This is a genomic window from Providencia rettgeri, assembly GCF_041075285.1.
GTDB lineage: Bacteria > Pseudomonadota > Gammaproteobacteria > Enterobacterales > Enterobacteriaceae > Providencia > Providencia rettgeri_G.
The window spans coordinates 3,209,577-3,231,184 of sequence record NZ_CP163512.1 but is presented as its reverse complement, the minus strand read 5'-3'; the positions used below and the strand labels follow the sequence as shown (position 1 = coordinate 3,231,184).

At 42.2% G+C, this 21,608-nt stretch carries 22 protein-coding genes; 15 read left to right on the top strand and 7 right to left on the bottom strand.

Going from position 1 to position 21,608, the window contains the following annotated elements; all coding sequences use genetic code 11:
* Nucleotides 1-78: 78 nt before the first annotated feature.
* Entirely contained in the window at nt 79-1,461 is a 1,383-nt protein-coding gene (mpl, locus tag AB6N04_RS14730) for a UDP-N-acetylmuramate:L-alanyl-gamma-D-glutamyl-meso-diaminopimelate ligase (RefSeq protein ID WP_369309031.1), read from the top strand.
* A gap of 229 nt (nt 1,462-1,690) precedes the next feature.
* Here mpl and AB6N04_RS14725 read toward each other — a convergent pair whose 3' ends face one another.
* Nucleotides 1,691-2,131, bottom strand: a complete 441-nt coding sequence (locus AB6N04_RS14725) for a DUF6122 family protein (RefSeq protein ID WP_369309030.1) — start codon at nt 2,129-2,131, stop codon at nt 1,691-1,693.
* Nucleotides 2,132-2,219: 88 nt separating this feature from the next.
* A complete protein-coding gene (gene argR / locus AB6N04_RS14720; RefSeq protein WP_369309029.1) occupies nt 2,220-2,690 on the bottom strand; it encodes a transcriptional regulator ArgR in 471 nt (156 codons plus the stop codon).
* A 494-nt stretch (nt 2,691-3,184) separates the two neighbouring features.
* Here argR and mdh point away from each other — a divergent pair, with 494 nt between their 5' ends.
* Complete coding sequence (gene mdh, locus AB6N04_RS14715; protein ID WP_369309028.1) at nt 3,185-4,123, top strand: malate dehydrogenase; 939 nt, start codon at nt 3,185-3,187, stop codon at nt 4,121-4,123.
* A 241-nt stretch (nt 4,124-4,364) separates the two neighbouring features.
* Here the strand turns inward: mdh and AB6N04_RS14710 are convergent, their stop codons facing one another.
* The gene (locus tag AB6N04_RS14710; RefSeq protein ID WP_369309027.1) at nt 4,365-5,339 is read right to left on the bottom strand and encodes a LysR family transcriptional regulator; all 975 of its coding nucleotides are present in this window, start codon (nt 5,337-5,339) and stop codon (nt 4,365-4,367) included.
* 173 nt (nt 5,340-5,512) lie between these two features.
* Between AB6N04_RS14710 and AB6N04_RS14705 the strand changes: the two genes are divergently transcribed.
* Complete coding sequence (locus tag AB6N04_RS14705; RefSeq protein WP_369309026.1) at nt 5,513-6,799, top strand: amino acid permease; 1,287 nt, start codon at nt 5,513-5,515, stop codon at nt 6,797-6,799.
* A gap of 25 nt (nt 6,800-6,824) precedes the next feature.
* Nucleotides 6,825-7,997 carry a cystathionine beta-lyase gene (metC, locus tag AB6N04_RS14700; protein WP_369309025.1) on the top strand — a complete coding sequence of 391 codons (1,173 nt, stop codon included), beginning with the start codon at nt 6,825-6,827 and terminating at the stop codon, nt 7,995-7,997.
* Nucleotides 7,998-8,086: 89 nt separating this feature from the next.
* On the opposite strand, the gene AB6N04_RS14695 is transcribed toward metC, so the two are convergent.
* Entirely contained in the window at nt 8,087-8,359 is a 273-nt protein-coding gene (locus tag AB6N04_RS14695) for a helix-turn-helix domain-containing protein (protein ID WP_369309024.1), read from the bottom strand.
* Between the two features lie 514 nt (nt 8,360-8,873).
* Between AB6N04_RS14695 and AB6N04_RS14690 the strand changes: the two genes are divergently transcribed.
* Together AB6N04_RS14690 and AB6N04_RS14685 are read left to right on the top strand one after the other, a co-directional pair.
* Complete coding sequence (locus AB6N04_RS14690; RefSeq protein WP_369309023.1) at nt 8,874-9,236, top strand: DNA-binding protein; 363 nt, start codon at nt 8,874-8,876, stop codon at nt 9,234-9,236.
* Nucleotides 9,237-9,349: 113 nt separating this feature from the next.
* A complete protein-coding gene (locus AB6N04_RS14685; RefSeq protein ID WP_369309022.1) occupies nt 9,350-9,712 on the top strand; it encodes a DNA-binding protein in 363 nt (120 codons plus the stop codon).
* Between the two features lie 59 nt (nt 9,713-9,771).
* Here AB6N04_RS14685 and ispB read toward each other — a convergent pair whose 3' ends face one another.
* Complete coding sequence (gene ispB / locus AB6N04_RS14680; protein WP_369309021.1) at nt 9,772-10,743, bottom strand: octaprenyl diphosphate synthase; 972 nt, start codon at nt 10,741-10,743, stop codon at nt 9,772-9,774.
* Nucleotides 10,744-11,078: 335 nt separating this feature from the next.
* Between ispB and rplU the strand changes: the two genes are divergently transcribed.
* From rplU to cgtA, 3 genes are all read left to right on the top strand, one after another.
* Nucleotides 11,079-11,387, top strand: a complete 309-nt coding sequence (gene rplU, locus AB6N04_RS14675) for a 50S ribosomal protein L21 (RefSeq protein WP_004905925.1) — start codon at nt 11,079-11,081, stop codon at nt 11,385-11,387.
* Between the two features lie 19 nt (nt 11,388-11,406).
* A complete protein-coding gene (gene rpmA / locus AB6N04_RS14670; RefSeq protein WP_004905922.1) occupies nt 11,407-11,664 on the top strand; it encodes a 50S ribosomal protein L27 in 258 nt (85 codons plus the stop codon).
* A gap of 164 nt (nt 11,665-11,828) precedes the next feature.
* Nucleotides 11,829-13,001: an Obg family GTPase CgtA gene (gene cgtA / locus AB6N04_RS14665; protein WP_369309020.1), complete on the top strand. Its 1,173-nt coding sequence runs from the start codon at nt 11,829-11,831 to the stop codon at nt 12,999-13,001.
* A gap of 222 nt (nt 13,002-13,223) precedes the next feature.
* On the opposite strand, the gene dacB is transcribed toward cgtA, so the two are convergent.
* The gene (gene dacB, locus AB6N04_RS14660; protein WP_369312134.1) at nt 13,224-14,642 is read right to left on the bottom strand and encodes a serine-type D-Ala-D-Ala carboxypeptidase; all 1,419 of its coding nucleotides are present in this window, start codon (nt 14,640-14,642) and stop codon (nt 13,224-13,226) included.
* Nucleotides 14,643-14,916: 274 nt separating this feature from the next.
* Here dacB and greA point away from each other — a divergent pair, with 274 nt between their 5' ends.
* The gene (greA, locus tag AB6N04_RS14655) at nt 14,917-15,393 is read left to right on the top strand and encodes a transcription elongation factor GreA (RefSeq protein WP_369309019.1); all 477 of its coding nucleotides are present in this window, start codon (nt 14,917-14,919) and stop codon (nt 15,391-15,393) included.
* A 119-nt stretch (nt 15,394-15,512) separates the two neighbouring features.
* Here the strand turns inward: greA and yhbY are convergent, their stop codons facing one another.
* Nucleotides 15,513-15,806: a ribosome assembly RNA-binding protein YhbY gene (gene yhbY / locus AB6N04_RS14650; protein ID WP_004905914.1), complete on the bottom strand. Its 294-nt coding sequence runs from the start codon at nt 15,804-15,806 to the stop codon at nt 15,513-15,515.
* Nucleotides 15,807-15,941: 135 nt separating this feature from the next.
* On the opposite strand from yhbY, the gene rlmE reads away from it, so the two are divergent.
* The 5 genes from rlmE (at nt 15,942) to secG (ending at nt 21,550) form a co-directional block, all read left to right on the top strand.
* Nucleotides 15,942-16,571 carry a 23S rRNA (uridine(2552)-2'-O)-methyltransferase RlmE gene (gene rlmE, locus AB6N04_RS14645; protein WP_004905912.1) on the top strand — a complete coding sequence of 210 codons (630 nt, stop codon included), beginning with the start codon at nt 15,942-15,944 and terminating at the stop codon, nt 16,569-16,571.
* A 57-nt stretch (nt 16,572-16,628) separates the two neighbouring features.
* Nucleotides 16,629-18,614 (top strand): ATP-dependent zinc metalloprotease FtsH, encoded by a 1,986-nt coding sequence (ftsH, locus tag AB6N04_RS14640; protein WP_369312132.1) that lies wholly within the window; start codon nt 16,629-16,631, stop codon nt 18,612-18,614.
* A 67-nt stretch (nt 18,615-18,681) separates the two neighbouring features.
* On the top strand, nt 18,682-19,518 hold the full coding sequence (gene folP / locus AB6N04_RS14635; protein ID WP_369309018.1) for a dihydropteroate synthase: 837 nt from the start codon (nt 18,682-18,684) through the stop codon (nt 19,516-19,518).
* Between the two features lie 4 nt (nt 19,519-19,522).
* Entirely contained in the window at nt 19,523-20,860 is a 1,338-nt protein-coding gene (glmM, locus tag AB6N04_RS14630; protein WP_369309017.1) for a phosphoglucosamine mutase, read from the top strand.
* Nucleotides 20,861-21,205: 345 nt separating this feature from the next.
* The gene (secG, locus tag AB6N04_RS14625; RefSeq protein WP_369309016.1) at nt 21,206-21,550 is read left to right on the top strand and encodes a preprotein translocase subunit SecG; all 345 of its coding nucleotides are present in this window, start codon (nt 21,206-21,208) and stop codon (nt 21,548-21,550) included.
* Nucleotides 21,551-21,608 lie beyond the last annotated feature (58 nt).

Here is a 21,608-nt window from a genome sequence, read left to right as displayed (position 1 = left end):
TAATAGGTTAATGCATTTATAAACCTGCTATTGATGGGTAGAATAGTGACGAACCTCATGCTAATTGGATGAAAAAGAATGCACATACATATTTTAGGTATATGCGGTACCTTTATGGGGAGCTTAGCGATATTGGCGCGATCTTTAGGCCATAAAGTGACGGGCTCTGATGCGAACGTTTACCCGCCAATGAGTACATTGCTTGAAAATCAAGGCATTGAGCTTATTCAAGGTTATGATCCGGCGCAGCTCGACCCCATTCCGGATATGGTGGTGATTGGCAATGCCATGACACGTGGTAACCCGTGTGTTGAAGCGGTGTTAGACAGAGGTTTACCTTATACTTCAGGGCCTCAGTGGTTACATGACCATGTGTTACCTGAGCGTTGGGTACTTGCTGTGGCGGGAACGCACGGTAAGACCACAACAGCAGGAATGCTAGCGTGGATCCTAGAAGATTGCGGCTACAAGCCGGGCTTCTTAATTGGTGGTGTACCGGGCAACTTTGATGTGTCGGCCAAAATTGGTGAAAGCCCATTTTTTGTCATTGAAGCAGATGAATACGATTGTGCCTTCTTTGATAAACGTTCAAAATTCGTACATTACAGTCCTAAAACATTGGTCTTGAACAACCTTGAGTTCGACCATGCGGATATTTTCGAAAATCTCGAAGCGATTCAAAAACAATTTCACCATCTTGTTCGTATTGTGCCGGCGAGTGGTAAAATCTTTACCCCAGATAATGACAATCATTTAAAACAAGTGATTGGTATGGGCTGTTGGAGTGAGCAACAACTGGTGGGAGGAGAACATGGTGAATGGCAAGCTGTAAAATTAAACCATGATGGCAGTCACTTTGAAGTCTATTATCAACAAGAAAAAGTGGGCGAAGTCGCTTGGCAACAAGTCGGAAACCATAATATCCAAAATGGCTTAATGGCCATTGCTGCGGCTCACCATGTAGGGGTGCCAGCTAAAGAAGCCTGTCTTGCTTTGGATAAATTTATCAATGCGCGCCGTCGCCTTGAACTGCGTGGCGTGGAAAATGGGGTGAGCGTCTATGATGACTTTGCTCATCATCCAACCGCGATTTTAGCCACACTCGAAGCGTTACGCAGCAAGGTCGGTGGAACTTCCCGTATTATTGCGGTGTTAGAGCCTCGCTCAAATACCATGAAAATGGGAGTGAATAAAAACGATATCGCCCCAGCTTTAGGTCGTGCCGATGAAGTCTTTTTATTCCAACCGGCCAACATTCCTTGGATGGTCACGGATATCGCTGAAAAATGCGTACAACCCGCCCGTTGGAGTGCCGATGTTGATGCACTGACCAATATGGTCATTGAAACCGCACAACCCGGCGACCATATCCTAGTCATGAGCAATGGTGGCTTTGGCGGTATCCATGGGAAATTACTCGCAGGCTTAAAAGCCAAAGCGGAAATTGAACTGGATGAATAATTAAGCCTGTTAGTGATGGGCTCAATAAATCCCAGTGATCCTTAAGGTTGCTGGGTTTTTTATTGCTGAGAGTATTTATCTTTCCTGCTGTTTTTACCGCTAAAAATGTCAAAAAATAACCAAAAAAATGAATGGATATGTTAATCAACGATTATGCTTATTTCACTCATTTAATGCTGCGTTGAGAGACGCTTGCCGAGTTCACAAGGCGGCGAACTTCTTGCCTTGCCTAAAATGGCGTTAATTCGAATAAAAATTGACCATCAAAGATACACTCCCCCCTAGAAGACGGTTGGTCTATCACCCAGCTTAATGTCACGGGGTTATCCATTTCTTTCTTTAAGCTGCCCATATAGCAGTCTAACGAATCGGTAAAAAGATGGAACAAACACCCAACCGCGATGGCTTTCAGCTTCCACGATGGCATAAACAGTAGGATAACATAGGCTATAGCGGCCCAAAGGGAGTGAAGAGGATGGAAACCAATACCACAGCGATCCGGATCGAAAATAGGATCTGCCAACAAGTGATCTAAATCGATAGCCATCGTTGCAATCATAATCAAAGCGGCTAACTTCCATTTTTCTCGCCAAAACAGATAGGCGAACAAAATTGGCATTAAAAAATGAAAGCTATAATGCACAATGTTGCGAAAAATCTCGAATAGCACGATAAAGTCCTTAATTATGGCGTCAATAAAAAGGGGGAAAACCGATGCTTTTCCCCCTGAATTTGACATCAATGGTTGATGTTATTAACTAGAGCTCTTGCTCAAACAGCGCTAAAATGGCTTCGTATAGTTCTTTCGTCGTGAAGTTATTTGCAGGGGTAGAGAAAATCGTATCATCTCCTGCGATACTGCCTAAAATGCCTTCTGCTTTACCTAATGAGTCCAGTAAGCGAGCAATTAACTGAGCAGCACCAGGGCTAGTTCTTATCACGACAACCGAAGGGTTGTAATCAATATCTAAAACGAGATTTTTCAATGGGCTGGTGGCGGTTGGCACACCGGGTTCAGCGGGGAGGCAATACACCATTTCCATTTTCGCATTGCGAGTACGAACGGCACCAAACTTGGTGAGCATTCTGGAAATTTTAGATTGATTAATGTTTTCGTAGCCTTCTTCCTGCAAAGCCGTGACAATTTCAGCCTGAGAGCTAAATTTTTCTTCTTTGAGTAGGGCTTTAAAAGCCTTAACTAAGTCTTCTTGTTTAGACGGAGTGCGCATAATTAACCCATTCATCGGCATTAAACTAAGTTGTATTATCCGTAAAAGTGCATTTTTATGCAACAAAATTGCGTTATGATGATTTAATAATCAATGATAATGGTGCTATTTGGCTTTTATGTTATCCCGTTTATAGTGGTTATGGGTAATTAATCTTAAAGAGTGAGTAAGAAAATTAGCATAAGATATCAATAAATTTACTCAATGAATGTTGTAAAATCATTGTTAATAAACTGGTTTTTGCTTGAATAATGAGCAGTAAAAACAACTTATTGTGCGAAAAGCAATAGTGAGAAAAACTATTTGTTAAAAAAGTGCCCGTTATCTCATTAACAGATAAGGAATTTGTTTAGAATAGAAAGAATTAGTCAACGAATTCTCTAGCGTTAAACTCTCTCTCTATCTGTTAACAAATTGTTTTTTATACGTAATGTGTTGAGTGTATAAACAAATAAAGTGATATCTTTTTAAAGTACAAATTAAGGAGTTTCAGAATGAAAGTTGCAGTCCTAGGTGCAGCAGGTGGTATCGGTCAGGCTCTCGCCCTTCTTCTCAAAAACCAGCTTCCAGCGGGTTCAGAACTCTCCCTCTACGACATCGCACCCGTCACTCCAGGTGTTGCTGCTGACTTAAGCCACATCCCAACGGATGTTAAAGTGGCCGGTTTTGCTGGTGAAGATGCGAAACCTGCACTGAAAGGTGCGGACATTGTTCTTATATCTGCCGGTGTTGCACGTAAACCAGGTATGGATCGTTCTGACCTGTTTAACATCAACGCGGGTATTGTTCGTAACCTCGTTCAACAAATCGCAGAAACTTGCCCGAAAGCATTAATTGGTATCATCACTAACCCAGTGAACACCACAGTTGCAATCGCTGCCGAAGTTCTGAAAAAAGCAGGCGTATACGACAAAAACCGTTTATTCGGTGTGACCACATTAGATATCATCCGTTCTAATACCTTTGTTGCTGAATTAAAAGGTAAAAATGTCAATGATATCGAAGTCCCCGTTATCGGTGGTCACTCAGGTGTGACAATCCTCCCATTACTGTCTCAAATCCCAGGTGTTACCTTCACTGATGAAGAAATCGTCGCACTGACTAAGCGTATTCAAAACGCAGGTACTGAAGTGGTTGAAGCTAAAGCAGGTGGCGGATCAGCGACACTGTCTATGGGCCAAGCTGCGGCACGTTTAGGTTTATCCCTTATTCGTGGTCTACAAGGTGAAAGCAACATTGTTGAATGTGTTTACACTGAAGGTGAAGGTGAACATGCACGTTTCTTCGCACAACCTGTTGTTTTAGGTAAAAACGGTATCGAAAAACACCTGCCAATCGGTAAATTAAGCGCATTTGAAGAAAAAGCGCTGAAAGATATGTTAGATGTCCTGAAAAAGGATATCGAATTAGGTGAAAAATTCATTAATGGCTAATGACCATTAAATGTCCCTGAAAAAGAAGGTTGAGTTTTTAAAAGAACTCAACCTTCAGACTGCTGACAAACATAACATGTTTGGCGGCAGGTTGGATAGATTTTGAAAATAAACAAGGAAAATCAATATATTGATTTTCGCCTGATAACACAAAGTGGGAAAAACCACGCTTTTTCCCGCTTTGTCAACAACCTCAAGGTTGAGTTTTTAAAAGAACTCAACCTTTTTGTTTTCTGTCCTATTACGATGCATGTTGCCGCATCCAGTGATCCCAATGGGGATCTGACGGTATTTTTTCGACTAAAAAATCAATAAACGTTCTGATCTTTGGTGAGTGCGTATGAGTTGGATGATATAAAGCATACAGCGCAAAAGGTGTTGATTTTGGGTCGTAATCTAGCAAGACAGGGATCAACTCTCCATTTTCAATATAATTTCCTAACATATAAGTTGGTAAGCAAACTATACCTTGGTGGCAGCGCGCTGCTTCTAATAGACCTAAGCTACTATTTACTTCAATCATATTATTGATTTCTAAAGGATAGGCGCTGCCATCTTTATCTGTCATTCGCCACGTGTCAGGAATATTCGGGTTAATTAAGCAATTATGTGATGCAATATCGGCGGGAGATTGGGGAATACCATAACGCTCGAAATACGTTCGGCTGCCACAATATACCCAATTAATATTACAAATTTTTCGTAATGCGAAATTCTCAGGTGGGTGGCTAGTAATACGTAATGCAATATCAAAATCCACTTCATTTAAATTAATGAGCTCATCATTGAGATCAACGGATAAACTTACCTTGGGATTTGTTTCACGGTATTCACTGTAGATTTGCATTAAATGGCAGACTCCAAATGCAATAGAACAGGTGATTTTTAATTGCCCTTGAGCATGCTGATAAAAACTGGCGGTATTGATCAGTGAATCATCGAGATCGGCTAATAAATTTTGCGATCGTTGCAATAAATAGCGCCCAGCATCCGTCAAAATAAAATTTCGAGTTGTCCGCTTTAGTAATACAACGCCCAGTTGGTCTTCTAGTTGTTGTAACCCTCGGCTAACAGATGATGGCGTTACATTGAGCTTCTTTGCGGCCAGACTAAAACTATTGCATTCGACGATTTTGATAAATAACTCCAAGTGTCGAAAAATCGCGTAGCTGTCAATTTTTGCTTTAAACGCAAAAGTGTTTTTATTTATTAGCATTGTCCTGCCCTATTAAACCCATTTATTCCAGCATACTATAATTGTGAATTTATCTCAGTTTACTCGTGCCACACCAGTATTAAAAAACGGTGATAACTAAAAACTAGCGCCGACAAAATAATGTTGTTCCTAACTTTTTGAATAATTAAATCTATAACGTTGAGGAATAGACTATGTCTAATAGTATTCAGGCAAGTGCAGACCATCCGATTGATACCAAAAAGATCCCTTTTACAAAATATGATGTGGGGTGGGTTATTTTATGTATCGGGATGGCAATTGGCTCAGGGATTGTATTTATGCCTGTGCAAATTGGTATTAAAGGGATTTGGGTCTTTATTGCTGCAACCCTGCTTTCTTATCCAGCAATTTATTGGTTACAAAATTTGTATCTGAGAACCTTATCAGAGTCTGAAGAGTGCAATGACTATGCCAGTGTTATTACACAATACTTAGGCAAAAACTGGGGGATAGCCTTAGGGATCGCGTATTTCTTAATGTTATTGCACGGTATGTTTTCTTACTCACTGGCGGTCACTTTTGACAGTGCTTCTTACATTAAAACATTTGGGTTAACTGAAGGCTTATTATCGGATTCTGTCTGGTACGGGTTGATTATTATTTCCGTATTAGTGGCGATAGCAGCCCAAGGGGAGCGGTTACTATTTAAAGTATCAGGCCCAATGGTTATCGTGAAATTTGGCATTATTGTGTTACTTGGTGTTGTTATGGTGCCGTATTGGAACTTTGGCAATATCACGGCTTTCCCTGATTTTCTGCCCTTTATGCGAGATGTTTTCTTAACATTGCCATTTACTTTGTTCTCCATTTTATTTGTGCAGATCTTAAGCCCAATGAATATTGCGTATCGTAAGGTAGAAAGTGATAAACGTATCGCTACGTACCGTGCGATACGGGCTAACCGTGTTGCTTATATTATTTTAGCTGTAGCGGTATTGTTTTTTGCATTTTCTTTTACTTTCTCAATTAGCCATGAACAAGCGGTATCTGCCTTTGAGCAAAATATTTCTGCATTAGCAATTGCTGCTCAAGTAATACCGGGCTCGGTTGTGAAAGTGATGACTGCGTTACTCAATATTTTTGCTATCTTAACGGCATTCTTAGGGATCTATTTAGGCTTCCAAGAGGCGATAAAAGGCATTGTGGTGAATATTATCAGCCGTTTTATTCCAGAAGAGCGGATTAACCAGACAGCATTGCACTATGGGGTATGTTTAGGTGTGATCATTGCGCTGTGGTTCTGGGTTTCAACACGGTTCTCGATCCTGTTCTTTATGCAGCTAGGTGGTCCATTGTTTGGTATCGTCTCTTGCCTGATCCCTTGTTATCTGGTTTACAAAGTGCCTGCACTACACAAATTTAAAGGCCCAACAGTGTGGTTCATCATTTTCTTTGGTGTGTTGCTGTGCCTATCCCCATTCTTTAAATTTTTCGAATAAATAATGATGTTGATGAGAGGATCTCATGAAGAAAAAAGCCGTTTCTGAATTTCATGTTGATACACAAGTCACCCAGCTTGGGAGAGATCCTGCAAAGCAAGCAGGGTTTGTGAACGCGCCAGTTTATCGTGGTTCAACAGTGGTATTCCCAACAGTTGATGACTTAATCAACGATAGAGCCGAATTTAACTATGGTACTGCGGGAACGCCGACCATAAAGCAATTAGAGCAAGCTTGGTCTGCACTTGCAGGGGCAGAAGGCACCGTGCTTTCGCCATCAGGGTTAGGGGCAATTGTATTAGCCTTACTGACGACATTGAAAACGGGTGATCACTTGCTGATGCCAGATAGCGTTTATCGGCCAACTCGTAAATTCTGTCATGGTTTATTGGACAAAATGGGAATTAAGACAACCTATTATGACCCTATGATTGGTGCAGAGATTGAAAAGCTTCTCCAACCAAATACCAGTACTATTTTTTTAGAATCCCCAGGCTCTCAAAGTTTTGAGATCCAAGATGTTCCTGCAATTGTTGATGTTGCGAAACGGCATAATATTGCCACTATCATCGATAATACATGGGCAACACCTTTGTTCTTTAAAGCACATAAGATGGGCTGTGATATCTCGTTAGAAGCAGGCACAAAATATTTAGGTGGTCACTCTGATTTACTGATGGGGATTGTCTCTGCCAACCAAGCGTGGTGGCCTAAATTACGTGAAACTTATGATTACATGGCGATGCTACCGGGAGCAGAAGACTGCTTTCTTGCTTTGCGCGGACTGAGAACGTTACCGATCCGTTTAAAAGAAGCTCAAGAAAGGGCACTCAATATTGCTCACTGGTTGAAAGAACGCCCTGAAGTGATCCGTATCTTACACCCCGCATTTACTGACTGTCCGGGGCATGAAATATGGAAAAGGGATTTCACAGGATCATCTGGGTTATTCTCCATCGTATTAGATCCTAAATACACCCAAGCAGATATTGCCAATATGCTGGATGGCTTATCGATTTTTGGCATGGGATATTCATGGGGTGGCTTTGAAAGCTTAATTATTCCGTTTGACTGTGCAGAATACCGTACTGTAACCCAGTGGCAACCGGGGGGACCAACATTACGCCTCCAAATTGGTTTAGAAAACTTGGATGACTTAAAGCAAGATTTAGCTGACGGCTTTATGCGGATGAAATAATATTTTTCCCGATTGGGTGATGATAAGAAGATAAAGCCGTGAATAAATTGGGTTATTATTCACGGCCTTATAGCTATTTTCATTCGGTTTTAATCTTCCTCTGGTATTTTTTCTCTTACTTTCCTTTCTAATAAATTACCTGTAATTGGGTCGTAATATCGGCTTGGCCAAATCTCAGATGGGTGGATGCCTAAAAAGTTGGCAATAATCCATTCACCTTTAGGCCAAGGACGTGAAAGGGCATTCGCGAGTGTTGAAGAACTCAGTCCTGCTTCACGCGAAATAGCTGCAAGTGTAGTTCCACGCTTACGTAATGCTGCGATGATGTCGGCTGGGTGCCAGTCTGACTTCCGTAAAATCATTTTTTAGTCCTTTTTTCATTCAGAATCATGTAGAGTTAGTGGTACGAGTAACGGGATATTGTGATACATTCAATACAATCGTCCTGTTATTGGAAATAAAATAACAGAAATTTTCTAAAATAATTTCTGGTTTTTTCTAAAAATTCTATTTTATGAAACTACCGTGGTTTTTGTGAAATTAAATAGAAAACCTGAGTTAATAACTGTGAATTAAGATAAAACTTTGAAAATAAAACTAACTATTTCGAGTTAGTATTGAGAATGGCGTATTTACTGCTACTCGTTACTTGTATCGGTAATATATCTGCATTACTCAATAAAATTACTCAAATTATTAGCGAGTAAATTATTTAATTGTCTGTTATTAAAAGAAATTAGAATGAAAATAACATATATAGTTTGTATATTATTATTTCCTGTTATTAATAAAATGAACAAGTTAACGGGTTTTAAGAAACTATAGATAGTTTTCAACAACTGTAAACACATTGTCATCGGGACTAGGAGGGTCAGTATGTACAAGGAATGGCTAACAGCGAAAGAGTTGATTGGGTTGCAAGGGCTTCCCATGACAACCCAAGGTATTAACGCCATGGCAAGGCGTGAGAACTGGACGTGTCGTAAAAGAAAAGGTATTCAAGGAAAGGCACTGGAATACCATATTAGCTCGCTACCTATCGATATTTTTGAGGGGCAATTTGTAAACGAGGTTTCGCCAATCTATCAGGTAAAACGAAATGATAATTTGTTTATCTGGCAGGAAGCTTACAACCAACTTTCCAATGATGAACGCGAGGTTATTTTGGCATTTATTATACGAGAAGGTGCGTTGGCACTAATTGATTTAATTAACAAAAAGTCGTTTACAAATACTTAAGTTGTAAATAATTTTTATATAAAAATAATATTATATTTAGTCTGTTTTTTACAAATAACGATTCGATAAAGCTGCAATAGCAGGTTTCATAATATAAGCGTGAAAGTGAAGATATGAAAAAATTGTGGTTCACTGCGAAAGAACTCGCAGGGCTTGAAGGTCTCCCAACCTCGCCGCAGGGCGTTAATCTAATGGCTAGGCGAGAAGGCTGGAAACACCGACGCAAACGGGGCGTCCAAGGTAAAGCCGTTGAGTATTATATTGAGAGCTTACCCGGAGAAATTCAAGGTCAATTGAGTTTATGCGAACCGCCCGTGCCTTACCAGAGCCAAAGAACGGATGCATTACAAATTTGGTCGGAAGCGTATTATCAACTAACCGAGGCTGAACGTAATAAAATCGTTAAATATATTTTGCGTTATGGCCTATCTTCACTTCTGGCACAAATCGATGAAGACGAAAAAGGGGAAAAATAATTTCCCCTTTTCTTAAACCTTTTTTAGCTGTAAAAATTAGCAGCAAAGATAAACCGCCCCTAAGAATGGCGTTGGATAGCGATATGAGCAAGTCCAATTAACGCTTCTTTATAAATAGAATCATCAATGGCACTAAGGGCATCGATCGCTTTTTGGGCTTCTTCTTGTGCACGTGCATAGGTGTACTCAAGTGACCCACAGCGTTTCATCGTTGCTAAAACGGTCTCTAACAAGTGGCGACCGTTACCTTGTTCGATGGCTTGTCGGATCAATGCAGACTCTTCTTCATTCCCATTTTGCATCGCGTGAAGAAGTGGAAGCGTTGGTTTACCTTCGTCCAGATCATCCCCTGTATTTTTACCTAACTGAGCATTATCTGCATCGTAGTCCAGTAAATCATCGATTAACTGAAAGGCTGTACCGATATAGCGACCATAATCCTGTAACGCTTTTTCTTGCTCAGGTGTTGCACTTGCTAAAATGGCAGATGCATGAGCCGCAGCTTCAAATAAACGAGCCGTTTTACTGTAGATCACCTGCATGTAGTTTTCTTCAGTAATATTAGGATCATTACAGTTCATTAACTGTAAAACTTCACCTTCGGCGATCACGTTAGTGGCTTCAGACATCAGTTTGAGAACGCGCATCGAATCAAGATCCGTCATCATTTGAAAGGATCGAGTATAGATAAAGTCACCCACTAAAACGCTTGCAGCATTGCCAAATACGGCATTGGCGGTTTGCTTTCCACGACGCATATCGGATTCATCAACCACATCATCATGCAGCAATGTTGCCGTATGAATAAACTCGATCAAAGCGGCGACTTGAGTATGTTTATGTCCCGAATACCCCAAGGATCTTCCTGCCAATATTGCGATCATTGGGCGGATCCTTTTACCTCCACCACTGACAATGTAATAACCAAGCTGGTTAATTAGCGCAACATCTGAATTCAATTGGCTGAGGATAGCTTCGTTTACTGCTGACATATCCTCAGCTGTTAGTTCAATAATAGATTCTAAATTCATCGTAATTTATTCATATTATTAGTTTTTGGTTCATTCCCTGACGAACAAAATGGGAGACCGAATAGAACACTTATACCATTAGCATAACATTATTAATAATAAGATTATCAGGTGTGATGCAAAAAATGTTTAAATAAGTAACAATTTGAGTTATTGATGCTAAATCAGCACTAAAAAGAGGTTGTTGACAAAAAAGTCGTATTTTTTGTCATCTAACCGCATTATTGGCTTGTGTTCTGATGCTTTTTTGCGTAGAATTCGCGCCCTATTGTGAATATTTTATAGCGTACTCTGGAATTGAAATATTTAGCGAGTACGCGGAAAGCGGAGTTAATATGTACGCGGTTTTCCAAAGTGGTGGTAAACAACACCGAGTTAGCGAAGGTCAAACTGTCCGCCTAGAAAAGCTGGACATCGCAACAGGTGAAACTGTTGAATTTGATCAAGTTTTAATGGTTGCTAATGGCGATGAGATCCAAATCGGCGCTCCTGTCGTTGAAGGCGTTAAAGTGAAAGCGGAAGTGGTTGCACACGGTCGTGGCGAAAAAGTAAAAATCGTCAAATTCCGTCGTCGTAAACATAGCCGTAAACAACAGGGTCACCGTCAGTGGTTCACTGATGTTAAGATCACTGTCATCGCTTAAGATTTAGGAGAGCAGATTAATGGCACACAAAAAGGCTGGTGGTTCGACTCGTAACGGTCGTGACTCAGAAGCAAAACGTTTAGGTGTTAAACGTTTTGGTGGTGAAGCTGTATTAGCAGGTAGCATCATCGTTCGTCAACGTGGTACTAAGTTCCACGCAGGTAACAACGTAGGTTGTGGCCGTGACCACACTCTGTTCGCATTAGCGGATGGTAAAGTGAAATTTGAAGTTAAAGGTCCAAACAATCGTAAATTTATCAGCATCGAAGCTGAATAAGTTTTCTGATCTTTAATTCAGACTTAAAGCCCTGCAAAACTTTTTGCGGGGCTTTTTATATTCAGATATTTGATCTTTAATGAACTACACACGTATTAAAGATGCACCATCTCTGAGTAGAACAGCCATCCAGCGTTATGCGGCTCAGAAGCGGAGAGAGAATTATGAAATTTGTAGATGAAGCCAAAATATTGGTCGTGGCAGGAGATGGTGGCAATGGTTGTGTCAGCTTCCGCCGTGAAAAATACATCCCGAAAGGGGGACCAGACGGTGGTGACGGTGGCGATGGTGGGGACGTTTACTTACAAGCAGACGAAAACCTCAACACGTTAATCGATTACCGTTTTGAAAAATCGTTCCGTGCGGAGCGTGGGCAAAATGGCCAAAGTCGTGAATGTACAGGTAAACGTGGTCAAGATATCACGATTAAAGTGCCTGTAGGAACGCGTGTACGCGATCTTGGTACCAACGAGGTACTTTGTGACATGACGCGCCATGAACAGCGTCATATGGTCGCTAAGGGCGGTTTTCACGGTCTGGGTAATACCCGTTTTAAATCATCAGTCAACCGTGCTCCACGCCAACGTACCATGGGTACCAAAGGTGAAACACGTGAAATACTGTTAGAGCTAATGCTGTTAGCAGATGTTGGGATGTTGGGAATGCCTAATGCAGGTAAATCCACATTCATTCGTTCTGTTTCTGCGGCAAAACCCAAAGTGGCAGATTATCCATTTACCACATTAGTACCGAGCTTAGGTGTGGTACGTATGGACAACGAACAAAGCTTCGTTGTTGCAGATATTCCTGGATTAATTGAAGGGGCTGCGGAAGGTGCTGGCCTTGGGATCCAATTCCTGAAACACTTAGAGCGTTGTCGCGTATTACTGCATCTGATCGACATTTGCCCGATCGATGGATCTGATCCGGTTGAAAACGCGAAGATCATCATTAGCGAATTAGAAAAATACAGTGAAAAATTGGCGGCAAAACCACGTTGGTTAGTCTTCAATAAGATTGATATTTTAGGGGAAGAAGAATCTGCCACACGCGCAGCTGAAATTGCTAAAGCAATGGGCTGGGAAGATAAATTCTATATGATTTCAGCGGTTAATCATGAAGGTGTAAAAGCACTGTGCTGGGATATTATGGAATTTATGAATACCCAACCACGGGATATGGCAACGACAGAAGATGCGCAGCAAGTAGAAAAAGTGGAATTTATGTGGGACGACTACCACAAAGAGCAGCTTTCGGGTGCTGAAGACGTTGATGACTGGGATGATGATTGGGATGAAGATGACGACGAAGGTGTCGAAATTATTTACCAAAAATAAGTTATCTTAGAAATACAAAAAGGCGCAAAAGCGCCTTTGAGGTTGTTGACAAAGTGGGATAAAAGCGTGGTTTTTCCCACTTTGTGTTATCAGGCGAAAATCAATATATTGATTTTCCTTGTTTATTTTCAAAACCTATCCAACCTGCCGCCAAACATGTTATGTTTGTCAGCAGTCTGAAAGGCGCAAAAGCGCCTTTTTTTAATGAATGTAATTTAACAACTAATTATTTTTATACAGATCTTTATACAACCGGCTTTCGAAACGCACTAACGGTACTCGGCGGCTGCGTTGTTGGCTTTGTGGAACCGCGTAAGCTGAAATAAACTGCACAAAAGCAACACGTTGCCCGCTGGCAGTAGTAATAAAGCCTGCGAGGTTGTACACCCCTTGTAATGCCCCTGTTTTTGCTGAAACTTTACCATTTACGCCAGCTTCATCAAAGCCACCACGATAGCGCAATGTGCCATCATGGCCAGCAAGAGGAAGCATGGAAATAAAGTCAAGCTGTTGATCATTTTTGGCAATAAACTGAAGGATCTCCATCATGGTTGCGGGGGTGATCAAATTATGGCGCGATAGCCCAGATCCATCTACCATGACGGTATTGCCAAGATCGATCCCTGCTTTTTGTTTTAGCACTTGTCTTACGGCATCGGATCCAGATCGCCAAGTTCCTGGTACACCATAATATTCACGGCCAATCGTCCGAAAAACCGTATCGGCTATCATATTGTCAGATTTTTTCAGCATCACGTTGAGCAAATCATGGAGTGGCTTAGATTCCGTTTTAACCAAAACTTGTGATTGCGCTGTTGGCTGTGTGCGTTTTTTCACGCTTCCAGTGAGTTCAATGCCAGCGGTTTTTAGTTCATTTTTGACAATCGCTCCAGAATAGCTTGCCCCGTTTTGTACAGCAAAGGCGAGAGGAAGTGGTTCACTACGTTGAGTTAAGCAGCCTGTTAAGGTGTAGCGGTTTAATTCTCCGGGCACGACATCTAACTCACAATAGCGTGCTTCAGGTGAACCTTTGGCCAGTGTTTTGACTTCACTGAACATATTAACCGGATAAAAATTGGCCGTTTTAATAAACGCGGTATCGCCAGCACGTTCGGCAGGGTAAAGGGAAACTGAAAAACAGTTTCGGTCAATAATTGCCGCAGCGGGTGGAGCACTAAAACACTGGGTCATATCATTCCACACCCAGCCCGGTGCTTTATCGTGGCTGGCGAAGGCAGAAATATCGACAATTAAATCCCCATCAACTTTCTGGATCCCTATTTGTTTCAACGCATTAGCCATATTACGAATTTGCTGACGAGTCAGTGTCGGATCGCCACTAAAGCGGATCACCAAATCCCCTGATAAGGTATTCTTGTTTAGCTTGGCGCTGGTTTCGAAATTGGTGACAAAACGATAGTCTGGTCCTAATTGCAACAAGGCGGCGAGTGCAGTAACCACTTTTTGTGTACTTGCAGGGAGTGCCATTTGTTGTGCATTATAATCAATCAATGGGGTATTGCTTCCCACTTTTTGCGCGACCAGAGCAAGATTAGTGCCATCTGGTAGGTATTGCTTGTAGTCATCAATGGGGATAGCAAAAGCTTGACAACTGGCTAAGGCAATCCCAAAAGTGAGCATCCATTTTCTGGTTAAGTTAAGTAATGACATAGATTTCACGCATTAAAGTGGACATACTGCACATACTAAAGTGTAATGCCTTATAAAGTAAACGATGACCCGTTATTAAGTCTCAGTTAAAATAACGTACATTATGATAAGATAAATGAGTACATGAGTCTGATTGAGTTATTTACTTAGAGCCCCCTGGTTTCCAGCGGTGTTCAGTGTACTGTTGTTACAAAATCAGGAAGATACTTGTTTTTAGATAGGATTGAAACCGAGGTATTTATTAATGAAACAGATCCCAATGACAGTATTTGGTGCGGATAAACTAAGAGAGGAACTTGAGTTCCTAAAATCAGTCCGCCGCCCAGAAATCATTGCGTCAATTGCTGAAGCGCGTGAACACGGTGATTTAAAAGAAAACGCTGAATATCATGCAGCTCGTGAGCAGCAAGGCTTTTGTGAAGGTCGTATTCAAGAAATCGAAGGGAAACTTTCACACGCCCAAGTGATTGATGTGACCAAAATGGTGAACAATGGCCGTGTGATTTTCGGTGCAACAGTGACTGTCTTGAATGTTGATACCGATGAAGAGCTGACGTATCGTATTGTGGGTGATGACGAGGCGGATATCAAAGAAAATTTAATTTCGGTTAACTCACCGATAGCGCGTGGTTTGGTTGGCAAAGAGGTCGATGATGCGGTCTCAATCAAAACCCCAGGTGGAGAGGTCGAGTTCGAAATTCTTAAAGTTGAGTATATCTGATTCCTATTTCCCTGAATTAGCTATATTATTTCTCCTGATTTAAAGAAAAAGGCCGCAGGCGGCCTTTTTCTTCATATAAAACATGCTTTCAATGGCATTTTTATATAAATGATGGGGTATTATTTAGGTAAAATGATTTTGCGATCTGCCGACGGGCGATAGATAACAAGAATTTTACCAATAATTTGTACATTAACTGCACCAGTTTCGCGAACAATCGCATCAGCGATCAAATTTTTAGTATCACGATCTTCGCCTGCGATTTTGACTTTGATAAGCTCATGATGTGCTAATGAGAGTTCAATCTCAGCCAAGACACCTTCGGTTAACCCATTGTTGCCAATCATAACAACAGGGTTTAAGTGGTGAGCGAGACTTTTAAGGTGCTGAATTTGTTTTTTATTAAGATTCATCGATTTTTTGCTTGGTTAGTATTGAAAATGGCTTATTCTACCGCCATCTGATCTCTATCACCATCAATTATATCTGTTCGATGGTAAAGAAGCAGCAATATCGTTGTAGATCTTTTAGTATAGTTGGAAAGTACAATGGCCAATAAAAAACGTTCGGCAAGCTCAAGTCGGTGGTTGCAAGAGCATTTTAGTGATAAATATGTTCAGCAAGCACAAAAGAAAGGGTTGCGCTCACGTGCATGGTTTAAACTGGAGGAAATCCAGCAAGGTGATAAAATTTTTAAACCAGGTATGACCGTTGTCGATTTAGGTGCTGCCCCGGGGGGCTGGTCACAATATGTTGTTAGCCAAATAGGTCATAATGGGCGAGTGATTGCCTGTGACTTATTACCGATGGACCCAATCGTTGGGGTGGATTTCCTGCAAGGGGATTTTCGTGACGAAGCAGTACTCGCCGCTTTGCTAGAACGAGTTGGCGACAAAAAAGTACAGGTAGTCATGTCTGACATGGCACCAAATATGAGTGGGACACCAGCTGTTGATATTCCTCGCTCTATGTATTTGGTTGAATTAGCATTGGATATGTGCCGTGCAGTATTGGCACCTGGAGGAAGTTTCATTGTTAAAGTGTTTCAGGGAGAAGGCTTTGACGACTACCTCAGGGATATCCGTTCCCTGTTTACGAAAGTAAAAGTTCGTAAACCTGAATCTTCGCGGGCACGGTCGCGTGAAGTATACATTGTAGCGACAGGACTAAAACTATAGTACCCTGAGCGTTATTTGTTAACACAGTTGTAATATGAGGTTAATCCCTTGAGTGACATGGCGAAAAACCTGATTCTCTGGTTAGTCATCGCAGTTGTTCTGATGTCCTTGTTCCAGAGTTTTGGCCCAAGCGATTCGAATAGTCGCAGAGTTGATTATTCAACGTTTATCAATGAGTTAGCCCAGGATCAGGTACGTGAAGTTCGTATCACAGGTCGTGAATTGAACGTCAGAAAGGCTGATAATAGCCGCTATACAACTTATCTTCCTATGCAGGATGAAAAGCTGTTAGACACCATGCTGAATAAGCATGTGACTGTCGTTGGTGAACCACCAGAAGAACCTAGCTTACTGACATCTATTTTCATTTCCTGGTTCCCAATGCTTCTGCTGATTGGTGTCTGGATTTTCTTTATGCGCCAAATGCAAGGTGGCGGCGGCAAAGGGGCTATGTCATTCGGCAAAAGTAAAGCCCGCATGCTGACAGAAGATCAGATCAAAACAACATTTGCAGACGTTGCTGGGTGTGATGAAGCCAAAGAGGAAGTGGGTGAGATCGTAGACTTCCTACGTGAACCTGCACGCTTCCAAAAGCTCGGTGGTAAAATTCCTAAAGGTGTCCTGATGGTAGGGCCACCGGGTACAGGTAAAACATTACTGGCTAAAGCGATTGCCGGTGAAGCGAAAGTACCATTCTTTACCATTTCCGGTTCAGATTTCGTGGAAATGTTTGTGGGGGTGGGTGCTTCACGTGTTCGTGATATGTTTGAGCAAGCGAAAAAAGCAGCGCCTTGTATTATCTTTATCGATGAAATCGATGCCGTGGGTCGTCAACGTGGTGCCGGTTTAGGTGGTGGTCATGATGAGCGTGAACAAACCCTAAACCAGATGTTGGTTGAGATGGACGGTTTTGAAGGTAATGAAGGGATCATTGTTATCGCGGCAACTAACCGTGCGGATGTTCTTGACCCTGCATTATTACGTCCTGGTCGTTTTGACCGTCAAGTCGTTGTTGGTTTGCCAGACGTACGTGGTCGCGAACAAATCCTGAAAGTGCATATGCGTCGTGTGCCTATTGACCCAAGTGTAGACACCTTCGTTCTGGCTCGTGCAACGCCTGGTTTCTCCGGTGCGGAATTAGCTAACTTGGTTAACGAAGCAGCACTGTTTGCGGCTCGCGCAAATATGCGTGTCGTTTCCATGGTTGAATTTGAAAAAGCACGTGACAAAATTTGGATGGGTGCAGAGCGTCGTTCTCTGATGATGACCGAAGAGCAAAAAGAATCAACGGCTTACCATGAAGGTGGTCATATGATTATCGGTCACTTAATGCCTGAGCATGACCCTGTCCATAAAGTGACTATCGTTCCACGAGGTCAAGCATTGGGTGTGGCATTCTTCTTACCGGAAGGTGATGAAGTTAGCCGTAGCCGCTTAAAACTCGAAGGTATGATTGCGACAGCTTATGCCGGTCGTATTGCAGAAGAGCTGATTTATGGGCGTGACAAAGTCACCACAGGTGCTTCTTCCGACATTCAGTTTGCAACCAATACTGCCCGTAACATGGTAACGCAGTGGGGCTTCTCAGACCGTTTAGGGCCAATGCAATACTCGAAAGAAGAAGGTCCTGCCTTCTTAGGTCGTTCTTCAGGTAATGGTTCTGGTATTTCTGATGAAACAGCGCGTATTGTCGATGAAGAAATCAAGAAAATCTTAGATCACTGTTACCAACTGGCTTACAAAACACTGGAAGACAATATCGATATTCTACATGCAACGAAAGATGCATTACTGAAATATGAAACTATCGATATGCCGATGATTGATGATTTGATGAATCGTCGTCCAGTACGTGAACCAGCGGGTTGGGATGAAGACAAGAAAGTCAGCAATGTGACTGGTACATTCGGTAAAGGTCCATCAACGGTGGGGAAAACAGTTGAAAAACCGCAATCCGAAGAGCCACAAAACCGTACTGAAGAACAAAGCAATCAGTCTGATGAATCAAATTCATCAGATAATAACGATAACAAGGCACAATAAGCTATCGTTAACATAAATCATAAAGCCCCAGTTCGCTGGGGTTTTTTTCGTTAAGGAAAAAATAAATATGCACATCACAGCTAGAGGTCGCATCCTTGACTTATCTACCCCGCAAGTGATGGGGATTTTGAATGTCACTCCTGACTCGTTTTCAGATGGTGGCACCCATAATCATTATCATGATGCCCTAGAACATGTCGCTAAAATGGTGCAAGAAGGCGCAACAATTATTGATATTGGTGGCGAATCAACGCGGCCGGGTGCCTCTGAGGTTTCGGTCAATGAAGAGTTAGATCGGGTTGTCCCTGTCGTGGAAGCGATAGCTAAGCGGTTCGATGTATGGATTTCTGTCGATACCTCAAAAGCGCAGGTCATGGCCGAAGCTGCAAAAGTCGGTATGCATATCATCAATGATATTCGCTCACTCCATGAACCGGACGCATTAAGTGTGGCAGCGAAAACTGGCTTGCCAGTTTGTATTATGCATATGCAAGGGCAGCCAAGAACCATGCAAGAAGCGCCGAATTATCAAAATGTGGTGCGTGAAGTTCAAACCTATCTCGAAGGTGAAATTGCCCGCTGTGTGGCGGCAGGGATTGAGCGACAACAAATAATCCTTGATCCGGGCTTTGGATTTGGTAAGAACTTGTCGCATAATTATCAGTTATTGGCAAACTTAGACCAATTTCATAATTTCGGACTACCGCTATTGGCAGGCATGTCACGTAAATCTATGATTGGACAATTATTGAATGTTCCACCACAAGAACGCCTCGCAGGCAGCCTCTCTTGCGCAGTGATTGCTGCCATGCAAGGGGCTCACATCATTCGTGTTCATGATGTGAAAGAAACGGTACAAGCGATGCAAGTGGTACAGATGACTCTGTCAGAAAAGGAAAAATAAGCGTATGAGCTCTCGTAAATATTTTGGTACTGATGGTATTCGTGGCAAAGTGGGTGACAGTCCAATTACCCCTGATTTTGTTTTAAAATTAGGCTGGGCAGCGGGGAAAGTGTTGGCACGCCATGGTTCACGCAAAATTATCATTGGTAAAGATACGCGTATTTCTGGCTATATGTTGGAATCTTCCTTAGAAGCAGGCTTAGCCGCAGCGGGTTTATCGGCTTCTTTTACGGGGCCAATGCCAACACCTGCGGTTGCTTATTTGACTCGTACATTCCGTGCTGAAGCGGGGATCGTGATTTCGGCATCTCATAACCCTTATTATGATAACGGTATTAAATTTTTCTCTATCGATGGCACAAAGCTTCCAGATGAAGTGGAAGAAGCTATCGAAGCGGAAATGGAAAAGCCGATTACCTGTGTTGAATCGGCAGAATTAGGTCGTGCAAACCGTATCGTGGATGCGGCGGGTCGTTATATTGAATTCTGTAAAGGCACATTTCCGAATGAACAAAGCCTTTCTAGTTTAAAAATTGTCATCGACTGCGCAAATGGTGCTACTTACCATATTGCCCCAAACGTCTTTCGTGAATTAGGTGCTGAAGTTATCACAATTGGTTGTGATCCTAACGGTATCAATATCAACGAAGAATGTGGTGCAACAGATGTTCGCCAGTTACAACAAAAAGTTTTGCAAGAGCAAGCCCACGTTGGCTTAGCATTTGATGGCGACGGTGACCGTATCATTATGGTTGATCATCTTGGCGAAAAAGTGGATGGTGACCAAATCCTGTATATTATCGCCCGTGAAGCGCTACGCCAAGGCCAATTAAAAGGGGGGGTCGTGGGTACGCTGATGAGCAATATGGGCTTAGAAATTGCGCTGAAACAGCTCGGTATTCCATTTGAACGTGCAAAAGTGGGTGACCGCTATGTACTGGAAAAATTACAGGAAAAAGGCTGGCGTATGGGGGCCGAAAACTCAGGCCACGTGATTTTACTGGATAAAACCACCACTGGTGATGGGATTGTTGCGGGCTTACAAGTTCTTAGTGCAATGGTTCGCAATCATATGAGCCTCCATGATTTATGCAGCGGTATGAAATTACTCCCTCAAGTATTAGTCAATGTGCGCTTTAAAGGTCAACACGATCCTCTGCAAAGTGATGCTGTCATTGCAGCCAATGAAGAAGTTGAAAAACAATTGGCAGGCAAAGGGCGCGTGTTACTGAGAAAATCAGGGACTGAGCCGTTAATTCGTGTCATGGTCGAAGGGGAAAATGAAGCCGATGTTACAGCGATGGCAAATCGTATTGCGGATGCTGTTAAAGCGGCGGGCTAAATAGACTCATCATGCTTCAAGTTGCAGCGTTGTTGGCTGCATTGTTGAATTATTGAGTGTATAGATCTTTCGCGCCGTCAATGAGTTAGAATATAGATTCTTTCTTGTGTAAATGATTTGGTGTGTAGAATGTTATTGGTGAGCACGGTATTTCGCTGATTTGGTGTTTTTTTCTGCAAATAAGCAAGAGAAACTCAAAATAGACTTGCTTGTCGGCTCAGCTTTGGTTAGTATTCGCACCTGCTCAATCCTGTAAGGTCTATCCTTTATCACAGTGAATGAGCAGGTGTGCAGTAATAAAGGTCATAGCACAGGCTATGCACCGCAACTGAATAGGTAACTCAAATGTACGTAGCTCTTTTAATTATCCTCTTGATAGCAGCTATCAGTCTGATTAGTCTGATTATGTTACAGCAAGGTAAAGGTGCTGACATGGGTGCATCATTCGGTGCGGGCGCTTCTGCAACACTGTTTGGTTCATCGGGTTCAGGTAACTTCATGACCCGTATGACTGGGATCTTGGCTGCTGTGTTTTTCATCATCAGTTTAATACTTGGCAATATGACTGCTAATAAGTATGGAACAGGTAGTGGTAGTAAGTGGGAAAACATTAGTGAACCTGCTAAAGTCGAGCAACCAACAGACGTTCCGGCAGCACCAGCGGCACCAACGAGCGACATTCCTCGTTAAGTGTTCGAGATTCCCGAATGAAGGCAGTTATGCCATCATTATGCAGTAAGCTCAGAGA